The following is a 9,269-nucleotide window of genomic DNA, read 5'->3' as shown; positions in this document are numbered from 1 at the left end:
AAGTGGATTGTTGGCAGGCACAAAGAAATAATCTTGGCTCCAAGATTAATTGGCAATTTACAACTGATCAAGCCAGGATAAAGTTAAAACGACTTTACCCGACACTTGTAGCTTGACGCAACACTAGAGCGTTTTGCTCATGAAATGAGCTGAACGCTCTGGCGGCAGCGTTAGCTGACGCCCGCGCCGAATGAGCGTCCAGACCGCGTTGCGGTAGCCGTTAGCAAGCTTTGCTTGCTTACGGATAGCGATAGCGGTTGCGTTGGCTGGCTGCCGCAGTAACCAGTTGCTGTCTTCATCCGTAGCTTCCTTCGTCGCAACGGCTGAAGCCTGGACGCGAAATGATGGCAGCGAAGTGATTGAAAATGGATATTTTCAATCAAAAAATGCTCTAAGGGTACGGCAATGACGGATATCGACAGGCAAATGGCCTTGATCAAGCGCGGCGTGGCCGAGCTTATCGACGAGAACGAACTGCGCAAAAAGCTCTCCCGCGGCGTGCCTCTGCGCGTGAAAGTGGGCTTTGATCCCACGGCCCCTGACCTGCACCTCGGACACACGGTGGTAATGCACAAAATGCGCCACTTTCAGGAGCTGGGGCACACGGTCATCTTTCTGATCGGCGACTTCACGGGCCGGATCGGCGACCCTTCCGGGCGCTCGGAAACCCGTCCCCCACTTACCGGGGAACAGGTTCTGGCCAATGCCGAAACCTACAAAAAGCAGGTCTTCAAAATCCTTGATCCGGCCAAAACCCTGGTGGAATTCAATTCCGGCTGGCTGGGCAAAATGGACGCCGCGGACTTCATCAAACTGGCCTCCAGCTATACGGTGGCCCGGATGATGGAACGCGACGACTTTGAAAAGCGCTTCCGCGAGCAACGCCCCATCTCCATCCACGAATTTCTTTATCCGCTTTGCCAGGGCTATGACTCCGTGGCCCTGAAAACCGACGTGGAAATGGGCGGCACGGACCAGAAGTTCAATCTGCTGGTGGGCCGCAACCTCCAGGCCCATTACGGCCAGGAGAGCCAGTGCATTTTGACCGTGCCCCTGCTGGAAGGCACGGACGGCGTGCGCAAGATGTCCAAATCCTACGGCAACTATATCGGCATTGACGAGCCGCCGTCAGAGATCTTCGGCAAAGTCATGGGCATTTCCGACGCGCTGATGTGGCGTTACTACGAACTGCTCTCGGCCAAAAGCCTGGAGGAGATTGCGGCGCTGAAAGAAGACGTGGAGCAGGGCCGTCAGCATCCCAAGGCCGCCAAGGAAATGCTGGCACATGAGATGGTCTGCCGTTACCACAGTCAGAAAGACGCCGACCAGGCCCGACAGGATTTTAACGCGGTCTTCGCTGACGGGGGGGTGCCCGCCGACGCGCCCGAACTGACCTGTGCACACGGCGAGGCCAGCACGCCCCCGGCCTTTCTGGAAGCCGCCGGGCTGGTCAAAAGCCGGGGCGAAGCCAAACGCTTGATCAAGGAAGGCGCGCTCTCGGTGGACGGCGTGCGTTGCGACGACGCGCTAACGCCGCTGCCTGCCGGGGAATATGTGATCAAACTGGGCAAAAAGCGATTTTTGAAGCTGACCGTGCAGTAGGTATACAGTATCTTCCGTTTTGAGAGCTTTTCCCCTACCATGATCCCCAGGGGAGGAAAAGATGCAGAAACTCTATGTGGCCATGGTCGGCCTGCCCGCACGCGGCAAGTCCACCCTGGCCCGCCGCATCCGCGACGGCCTGCTGGCTGAAGGCATTCAGGCCAGGATCTTCAACAACGGCGACATGCGCCGGGCCATGATGGGCGCGGAATCCACGGAGCCGGATTTTTATAATCCTGACAACAGCTTCGGCCGCGAGGCCCGCGAGCTGATCGCCCGCCGCAATATGCAGCAGGCCCGGACCTGGCTGGCCGAAGGCGGCGAGGTGGCCATTCTGGACGCCACCAACGCCAGCCGCGCCCGGCGCGCGCTCATTGAAAAAACGCTCAACGACTATCCCGTGCTCTTTGTGGAGTGCGTCAACGAAGACCCACTTCTGCTCAACGCCTGCATCCGCCGCAAGACCACGCTGCCCGAATACGCGGCCTACAGCGAGGAAGAGGCGCTGCAAAGTTTTCTCAAGCGCATCGACTACTATCAGACCATCTATGACCCGCTAGGCGAGGAAAAATTCTGGCTCTGCGTGGATTCCACGGCCAACCGCATTCTGGACGAGCGCGCCTGCGAAGGCTCGCCCTATTATCCCGCCATTCGCGAAATTCTGGTCAGCGTCTGGGTGCACAGCCTGTATCTGGCCCGCCACGGCCAGACCGAATTCAACGTGCAGGGCCGCATCGGCGGCAACCCGCCGCTCACGGCCAAGGGGCGCGCTCAGGCCGAAGCCCTGGCCCGGCATTTACGCGGCCGGGAAGTGGAATGGGTCTTTACCTCCACCCGGCTCCGCTCGCACGAGACCGCGGCCCCGGTGCTGGCGGAACGGCCCGGCGCGCACGTCATGGCCCTCAAGGAATTCGACGAAATCTGGGCAGGAGATTGCGAGGGAATGCTCTATGCCGAAATCCGCGAGCGCATGCCCGAAGTAACGGCCGGGCGCAATGCCGACAAATTCGGTTACGCCTATCCCAACGGCGAAAGTTACGCCATTCTGCGCGAGCGCGTGCAGCGCGGCCTGAGGCGCGCGCTCTTTCTGGCCGGGGATTCGCCCTTGCTGATCGTGGGGCATCAGGCCATCAACCGGGTGCTGATCACCCTGTTTCTGCGCCAGCGCAGCGAGGATGTGCCCTATATCTATATCCCCCAAAATCAGTATTACCACATTTCCCTGACCCCGCGCCGCAAGGTTTTTGAACGGATTCCCTATTAGCGCGAACTCCTGCCGAAATGCCCCGGCGGCTGCGGGCTTAGAGCGTTTTGCTAATTTCATGAGCAAAACGCTCGAAAACGCGGGCAACATCCGCGCCCTGTTCGTAAAAAACAAAAAAGGGGGCCGGAGCCCCCTGTCAACCTGACGATAACGCGTGGCGCATTTTGCGCGGCCACAGGCGGATAGAGCGTTTATTCGGCGGCCAACTGAATGCGCGTGAAGCCCGTCACCGTGATCTCGTCGCCCACGGCCTTGGCCGCTTCGCGCACCACGTCACTGACGCTTTTCTTGTCGTCGCGGATATAGGGCTGCTCCAGCAGGCAGACTTCCTTCTGGAATTTCTTCACCGCGCCGTCGGCGATCTTGTCCACGATATTGGCGGGCTTGCCTTCCTCCAGGGCTTTCTGACGGTAGACTTCGCGCTCGCGCTCCACAGCAGCCGGATCCAGGCTGGAAGCGTCCAGGGCCAGGGGGCTGGCCGCGGCCACCTGCATGGCCAGATTCTTGGCCAGAGCCTTGACGTCGGGCGTGTCCACGCTCTCGGCCCTGCCGCAGTTCAGAAAGACCAGCACGCCGATCTTGCCGTTGGCATGAATGTACTGGCCGATGGCCTCCTTGTCGGACTGGCGGGTATGGCGCGCGAACTTGCCGAGCTGCATGTTCTCGCCCACCGCGGCGATAAGCTGCCTGACCTCGTCGCCCACCACGCCGTCCAGGGCCGTGGAGTCAGCCGGATCATGCTCCAGCACGGCCTGGGCCACGCGCGCCGCCATGCTCTGAAACTGCTCGCCGCGCGCCACAAAGTCGGTTTCGCACAGCAGCGAAGCCATGGCCACATACTTGCCGTCCGGGCTGGTCACGGCAGTGACCAGGCCCTCACAGGTGGCGCGGCCGGATTTTTTGGCGGCCTTGGCCATGCCCTTCTGACGCAGCCAGTCCACGGCCTTTTCCAGATCGCCGTCCACTTCCACCAGGGCTTTCTTGCAATCCATCATGCCTGCGCCGGTCTTGTCGCGCAGTTCTTTCACCAGTTGAGCGCTGATTGCCATTGCATTCTCCAAAAATATGTCCGGCTGCCCGGAGTTGGAACGCATCGCGTTCTCTACGGAAGGCAGCGCCGCCCGTCACAGGCTGCGCTGCCCCGAAAAGACAAAGCTGAAGTCCCGCTTACTCGGCCGGAGCGGCTTGCGGCGCAGGGGCTTCGGGGGCCGGGCTGCTTTCCGCGGCGGCCTCGGGAGCGGGGGCGCTTTCCGCGGCCTTCTGCATGGCTTCCTCGGCATTGGCGGCATCGGCCTTGTGATCCTTGCGCATGGCCTCGCCTTCCAGGCAGGCCTCGGAAAAGGCGGTCACAAAGAGCTTGATGGCCCGGATGGCGTCGTCATTGCCAGGGATGATGTAGTCGATCACGTCCGGGTCGCAGTTGGTGTCCGTGACGGCCACAATGGGGATGCCCAGCTTGCGGCATTCCTTGACGGCAATGTCCTCGCGGTTGGGATCAATGACAAAGGCCAGTTGCGGCAGGCGATCCATATTCTTGATGCCGCCCAGGGTCTGCTCCAGCTTGTTCATCTCGCGCTCCAGCAAAAGGATTTCCTTTTTCTGGTAGCGGTTGATGGAGCCGTCGGCAAACATGGCTTCCAGCTTCTTGAGGCGCTCCACGCTTTTCTGGATGGTCACGAAATTGGTGAGCGTGCCGCCCATCCAGCGGTTGGCCACATAGAACTGCCCGGCGCGGCTGGCCTCGGCGGCCACGGCCTCCTGGGCCTGGCGCTTGGTGCCGATGAAGAGCACCTTGCCGCCCCTGGCCACCGCGTCCACCACCTTGTCGTAGGCCACGCGAAAGAGCTTCACGGTCTGTTGCAGGTCAATGATGTGAATACCGTTGCGCGCGCCGAAGATATACGGGCGCATTTTGGGGTTCCAGCGCCGGGTCTGGTGGCCGAAGTGCACCCCGGTTTCCAGCATCTGCTTCATGCTGACGTAAGCCATTGCAATCCTCCAGAGGGTTGTTTCCTCCACTCCGGTTTCTGACGGGCTCCTCTCCGCCGGTGGATCAGACGCCACGCGCGCCTGCCGGACGGACACCCCGAGCCGTGCCGGAGTGTGCGTAATGGAACGGCCTCTATAGCTCAAAGCCCCAATAATGGCAAGAGGACATGGCCGCGCGGCGCGCCGCCCACGGGGCGGGCGCTGCGATCCGGACGCTGTGCGCGTGTGCGGTTTACACGCCCGCGGCAAAGCGACGCCTGAGTACGCGCCGCCCCAGCCGCCAGATCAGGCGCGCCAGAGGCGCAAGCCAGGCATAGCGTCCGGCCGCGGCTTCCAGGCCGCGCACTTTGCCCAGCCAGCGGGCCGCCACGGGATTGCGGGACAAAACATCCACCAGAAAAAAGAGAATGAAAAAACGCACCAGATGCGCCATGCGGGATTCTCCTGCTTTTGCGCCGGGCCGGGCGAGGCCGGGGGCTCTTTTCAAAAAAGCGCGTACTACATATAGTTATGCCGCAAGCACCTGACAAGACATGCGGCCGACAAGCGGCAGCGTCGACACAAGGATATGAATTTTATGAATAAACACGGCTTTACCCTGCTCACGGAACGGAACATGGCGGAAGTGGGCGGCACGGCCCGCCTCTGGCAGCATGATGCCACAGGCGCGCAACTGCTCTCCGTGAGTACTGCGGACGAAAACAAATGTTTCGGCGTGAGCTTTTGCACGCCGCCCACGGATTCCACGGGCGTAGCGCACATTCTGGAGCATTCCGTGCTCTGCGGCTCCGACAAATATCCGGTCAGGGAACCCTTTGTGGAGCTGCTCAAGGGTTCGCTGCAAACCTTCCTGAACGCCTTCACCTTTCCGGACAAGACCTGCTACCCTGTGGCCAGCGCCAATCTGCAGGATTTTTACAACCTGATCGACGTCTACATCGACGCGGTCTTCCACCCCCGGATCAGCGAGGACATCTTCCGCCAGGAAGGCTGGCATGTGGAAGCCGAAACGCCCGACGGGCCCTGGAGCTACAAGGGCGTGGTCTATAACGAGATGAAGGGCGCGTATTCCTCGCCGGATTCAGTACTGGCGGAGCAGAGCCAGCAGGCCCTGTTCCCGGACACGCTCTACAGCCTGGATTCCGGCGGCAACCCGGAGCATATCCCGGATCTGACCTATGCGGCCTTTTGCGATTTTCACAGCCGCTATTATCATCCGAGCAACGCCCGCTTTTTCTTCTGGGGCGACGACCCGGAAGAGCAACGCCTGCGCCTGCTTGACGCTGCCCTGCGCGGCTATGCGGCCCGGCCCGCCAATGCTGCCGTGCCCCTGCAACAGCGGCTGGCCACGCCGCGCCTGCTGGAAGTGCCCTATGCCGCGGCAGAAGGCGAAACACGCGCCCTGTTCACCATCAACTGGCTGCTGGGCGAACGGGGCGACGTGAGCCAGGCCCTGCTCATGGAAATGCTGGAGCATATTCTGGAAGGCCTCCCCGGCTCGCCCCTGCGCAAGGCCCTGATCAGCTCCGGCCTGGGCGAGGACACCACGGGCTGCGGCCTGGAAACGGATCTGCGTCAGATGTACTATTCCACTGGTCTTAAAGGCGTGGCCCCGGATGACGTGCACAAGGCCGAGCTTTTGATTTTCGAGGTTCTGGCGGAACTGGCGGAGCAGGGCATAGACCCCGAAGCCGTGGAAGCGGCGGTGAACAGCGTGGAATTTGCCTACCGCGAAAACAATTCCGGGCGTTTTCCGCGCGGGCTGGCGGCCATGATCCAGTCGCTCTCCACCTGGCTGTACGGCGGCGACCCGCTGGCCCCTCTGGCCTGGGAAGCGCCGCTCACGGCTCTTAAGGAACGTCTGGCCAGGGGCGAGAAAGTCTTTGAGCAGGCCATCAGGGACTGGTTCCTGAACAATGCGCACAGGGCCACGGTGGTTCTGCTGCCGGACGCCAGCCTGGGCCGGGCCCGGGAAGAGGCCGAGGCCGCCCGCCTGGCCGCCGTGCAGGCTGCGGCCGGGCCGGAGCAGCGCCGGGAACTGAGCGAGGAAACCCGCCGCCTGCAAGAGGCCCAGACCACGCCGGACAGTGCCGAAGCCCTGGCTTCCATACCCGGATTGGGCCTCGGCGATCTGCCACGGGAGAACGCGCCCATTCCCCGCCGGATCGTTCAGATCCCGGAAGCCGCGCTGAGCCATGAGCTGCCCACGCGGGGCATTGCCTACGCCAGTCTGCTCCTGCCGCTGGAGCAGGTGCCCGAACGCCTGATCGCCCTGCTGCCGCTTTTTGCGCGTTCTCTTACGGAACTGGGCACGGCCCGGCGCGACTTCACGCAACTGGGCGCATACATGGCGGCCAAGACCGGCGGCGTGGGAGCCGAGCCGCTGCTGGGCACCACCAGGGGCGAGCGCAAAACCCTCAGCTACCTGATCCTGGCGGGCAAGGCGGTTTACGACAAGATCCCGGATCTTTTCGACATCTTCCATGAAATTCTTCTGGAGCCGTTGCGCGATGCGGATGTGGCGCGCGAACGTCTCAAACAGATGCTTCTGGAAGGCAAGGCCCGCCTGGAGCACGGCTTGCAGGCAGCCGGACATGCCGCCGTGAGCACCAGGCTGCGCGCGCATTTTACTGGCGCCGGAGCCCTGGCGGAACGCACTTCGGGCCTGAGCTACCTGGCTTCGGTGCGCGGCCTGCTGGAACAATTGGAAAAGGAACCCGACGCGCTGCTGGCCGATCTGGAGGAATTACGCGGCCTGATCATTGCCCGCAGCGGCGCGATCTTCGACTGCACGGCCGAAGCCACCGGGCTTGCGGCGGCCAGGGACAAAGTCCGGTCCCTGCTGGCCTCCCTGCCTGAGCGGGCGGCCACGGCCACGCCCGGCGCGCGCCTCACGACGCCCCTGCATCTGCCCGCGGGCGAGGCATTTCTGGCGCCGGCCCGCATCAACTATGTGGGCAAGGCCGCCAATCTCTATGATCACGGCTATGTCTACCACGGCTCGGCCAGCGTGATTCTGCGTTATCTGCGCATGGGCCACCTGTGGGAACAGGTGCGCGTGCGCGGCGGCGCTTACGGAGCCTTCTGCAATCTGGATCGCCTGGGCGGCACCCTGGTCTGCGCCTCCTACCGCGATCCCAACGTGGACGAAACCCTGGCCGCGTTTGACGGCATGGCCGACTTTCTGCGCGGCTTCACGCCGGACAGGGAGCAACTGACCCGTGCCATTGTGGGGGCCATCGGGGATCTGGACAGTTATCTTTTGCCCGACGCCAAGGGCGCCCAGTCCCTGGCGCGCTGGCTGACCAACGACACGGACGAGGCCCGCGCGCAAATGCGGGAAGAAATCCTGGGCACCACCGAAAAACACTTCCGCCAGTTCGCGGATGTGCTGGCAAGCTTGCGCCAGGGCGTCGTCTGCGTGCTGGGCGGCCCAAAAACCGAGGCAGCCGCGCAAGAGCACGGCTGGGCACTGCAAAAACTGTTATAAGCACACACAGCCCTGGCCGTCTGCCGGCGGCCAGGGCCGGGATCCGCATATGCCCCAACGCCCTCCGGAACATACTGCCGCGGGGAAGCGCGCGAGCGGACAGAGTTCCGCCCCTGCCGCCGGGCCGTGGCACGGCGAAGCCGGCTGCGCGGCGCGCCCCCTGTCCGGCCGCCTGGCCGCGCCTTCAGCTGTGCTGCCCGGCGCCGTGGCGGAAAACGCGCGTTTTCTGAGCGGCAGGATCGATGAGATCGGTCTCTGCTTTTTCGAGACGCGGGCCTGCCTGGAGTACGGCGACAGCGATCTGCCGCGCGATTTGGCCGATCTGCCCCTGCGCTGGCATGTGCATCTGCCCGTTGATCTGCCCTGGCCCGCGGGCCGGGGCGCGGACGCGGCCCCTGCCGCGTCCCCGGCTCTGGCGGTTTTTCGCAAAGCCGCCTTTTTGCGGCCGCGTCTGGCCGTGCTGCACCCGCCTGAGGGCTCCCCGGCGCGCCAGCGCCGCCTGCTCAAAGATTTCGCGCTCCGCTGGCAGGCCGCGAGCAGCGCGCCCCTGTTGGTGGAAAATATTGATTGCTGCGATCTGGCCCGCCTGGGCCGCGCTTTTCTGCCGGAGCACGGCCTGGGCGTCTGTCTGGACGTGGGGCATCTGCTGGGCTATGCTCAGCGCGGCCTTGCGGACTCGGAGCTGCCCGAACAGGCGGCGTTGATCCACTGGAGCGCGCCCGGCAGGCGGGACGAGCATTTGCCGCTCACCAGGTTCAGCATGGCCGAGCGCGAGGCAGCTCTTGGGATCATGCGCCGCCTCCCGGCCACGGCAGTGCATCTGGCGGAAATTTTTCACTGGCCGGGCCTGGCGGCCTCCCTGCCGGTTCTGGCTGCCCTGGCCGGAAGCGCGAAGGTAGCGGCAGAAATACGTTAACATCCACA

At 63.1% G+C, this 9,269-nt stretch carries 7 protein-coding genes; 4 read left to right on the top strand and 3 right to left on the bottom strand.

From position 1 onward, the window contains the following. Window positions 1-405: 405 nt before the first annotated feature. Both tyrS and G7Y51_RS10070 read left to right on the top strand, forming a co-directional pair. On the top strand, window positions 406-1,602 hold the full coding sequence (gene tyrS / locus G7Y51_RS10075; RefSeq protein ID WP_165177087.1) for a tyrosine--tRNA ligase: 1,197 nt from the start codon (window positions 406-408) through the stop codon (window positions 1,600-1,602). Between the two features lie 61 nt (window positions 1,603-1,663). Continuing rightward, a complete protein-coding gene (locus G7Y51_RS10070) occupies window positions 1,664-2,866 on the top strand; it encodes a 6-phosphofructo-2-kinase/fructose-2,6-bisphosphatase (RefSeq protein WP_165177085.1) in 1,203 nt (400 codons plus the stop codon). Between the two features lie 191 nt (window positions 2,867-3,057). Here G7Y51_RS10070 and tsf read toward each other — a convergent pair whose 3' ends face one another. From tsf to G7Y51_RS10055, 3 genes are all read right to left on the bottom strand, one after another. Then, complete coding sequence (gene tsf, locus G7Y51_RS10065) at window positions 3,058-3,915, bottom strand: translation elongation factor Ts (protein WP_165177083.1); 858 nt, start codon at window positions 3,913-3,915, stop codon at window positions 3,058-3,060. 118 nt (window positions 3,916-4,033) lie between these two features. Beyond that, on the bottom strand, window positions 4,034-4,855 hold the full coding sequence (gene rpsB, locus G7Y51_RS10060) for a 30S ribosomal protein S2 (RefSeq protein WP_165177081.1): 822 nt from the start codon (window positions 4,853-4,855) through the stop codon (window positions 4,034-4,036). Window positions 4,856-5,087: 232 nt separating this feature from the next. Further along, window positions 5,088-5,288 (bottom strand): hypothetical protein, encoded by a 201-nt coding sequence (locus tag G7Y51_RS10055; RefSeq protein ID WP_165177079.1) that lies wholly within the window; start codon window positions 5,286-5,288, stop codon window positions 5,088-5,090. A 144-nt stretch (window positions 5,289-5,432) separates the two neighbouring features. On the opposite strand from G7Y51_RS10055, the gene G7Y51_RS10050 reads away from it, so the two are divergent. After that, window positions 5,433-8,345, top strand: coding sequence for an insulinase family protein (locus G7Y51_RS10050; protein ID WP_165177077.1), 2,913 nt, complete (start codon window positions 5,433-5,435; stop codon window positions 8,343-8,345). 49 nt (window positions 8,346-8,394) lie between these two features. After that, complete coding sequence (gene cbiR / locus G7Y51_RS10045) at window positions 8,395-9,261, top strand: cobamide remodeling phosphodiesterase CbiR (protein ID WP_241160208.1); 867 nt, start codon at window positions 8,395-8,397, stop codon at window positions 9,259-9,261. The last annotated feature ends 8 nt before the right edge of the window (window positions 9,262-9,269 follow it).

The sequence above is a fragment of the Desulfovibrio sp. ZJ369 genome (genome assembly GCF_011039085.1).
In the GTDB taxonomy this organism is placed as follows: domain Bacteria; phylum Desulfobacterota; class Desulfovibrionia; order Desulfovibrionales; family Desulfovibrionaceae; genus Desulfovibrio.
The sequence above is the reverse complement of the archived record's forward strand: the minus strand, read 5'-3'. Positions and strand labels throughout refer to the sequence as shown.

Coding starts and splice junctions, on each gene's coding strand:
- rpsB (WP_165177081.1), bottom strand. CDS start 4,855: ATGGCTTACGTCAGCATGAAGCAGATGCTGGAAACCGGGGTGCACTTC.
- tyrS (WP_165177087.1), top strand. CDS start 406: ATGACGGATATCGACAGGCAAATGGCCTTGATCAAGCGCGGCGTGGCC.
- tsf (WP_165177083.1), bottom strand. CDS start 3,915: ATGGCAATCAGCGCTCAACTGGTGAAAGAACTGCGCGACAAGACCGGC.
- G7Y51_RS10070 (WP_165177085.1), top strand. CDS start 1,664: ATGCAGAAACTCTATGTGGCCATGGTCGGCCTGCCCGCACGCGGCAAG.
- G7Y51_RS10055 (WP_165177079.1), bottom strand. CDS start 5,288: ATGGCGCATCTGGTGCGTTTTTTCATTCTCTTTTTTCTGGTGGATGTT.
- cbiR (WP_241160208.1), top strand. CDS start 8,395: ATGCCCCAACGCCCTCCGGAACATACTGCCGCGGGGAAGCGCGCGAGC.
- G7Y51_RS10050 (WP_165177077.1), top strand. CDS start 5,433: ATGAATAAACACGGCTTTACCCTGCTCACGGAACGGAACATGGCGGAA.